The organism is Pseudomonas sp. K5002, assembly GCF_013386655.1.
In the GTDB taxonomy this organism is placed as follows: Bacteria; Pseudomonadota; Gammaproteobacteria; order Pseudomonadales; family Pseudomonadaceae; genus Aquipseudomonas.
In genome coordinates this window covers 1-714 of record NZ_JACARK010001332.1, presented here as the reverse complement: position 1 = coordinate 714, position 714 = coordinate 1, and the positions used below count along the sequence as shown (strand labels likewise).

At 66.5% G+C, this 714-nt stretch carries 2 protein-coding genes; both read right to left on the bottom strand.

What is annotated here, in order from left to right; genetic code table 11:
- Nucleotides 1-532, bottom strand: a 532-nt coding sequence (locus tag HX846_RS36135) for a GTPase domain-containing protein (protein WP_178967336.1), incomplete at its 3' end; no start/stop codon positions are given.
- Nucleotides 525-714: DUF2868 domain-containing protein (locus HX846_RS36130; protein WP_178967335.1), on the bottom strand; the 190-nt coding region annotated here is incomplete at its 5' end. The genes HX846_RS36130 and HX846_RS36135, both read right to left, overlap by 8 nt.

The following is a 714-nucleotide window of genomic DNA, read 5'->3' as shown; positions in this document are numbered from 1 at the left end:
GCACCAGCGCATGCAGGCCGAGGCGGGCGAGGGCTTCGCGCCAGTCCGGTTCGCGGTGGTCGGCGCTGCTGACAAAATTGAGCACTGGCAGCAACGGTTTGCCGCAACTGGCGAGCACTTGCAGCTCATCGCGGTACTTGGCCAGCACCGGCTCCCGGGCGTCTATCACATACAGCCCGGCGTCGGAGGCGAGCAGTTGGCGCAGTACCTTGGCTTCCTGTTCGAAGCGTTGCCGGGCCTCGCTGCCTTCCAGAAAACGCGCCAGCCGTGCCGGGCCGTCGAGGCGTTCGCCGGGGCGGTCCAGGCGTTCGAGGTAATCGAGCAGGGCGATGGCATCTTCCAGGCCCGGCGTGTCGTACAGCTCCAGCAAGGCTTCGCCGTCCACCGACAAGCGCGCACCTTCGACATGCCGGGTGGTGCTGGGACGATGGGAGACTTCACCAAAGCCGACGTCTCGCGTGAGCGTGCGCAGCAACGAGGTCTTGCCGACGTTGGTGTGGCCGACCACCGCAAGTTTCAGGGGCTTAGTCATGACCGGTCTCCAGCCAGGTGAGCGGCGCGCAATCGGCGAACGGTATCTCCAGTTGTTGCAAGGCCGTGTGCCAATCACCCAGGCGCTCAGCATCCAGGGCTTGGCCAGCGGGCGCTTGCAGCAGCCAGACCCGAGTGGCGGTGGCGCTGCGGGCCAGTTCGGCAATCAGCGCAAGGCTGCCG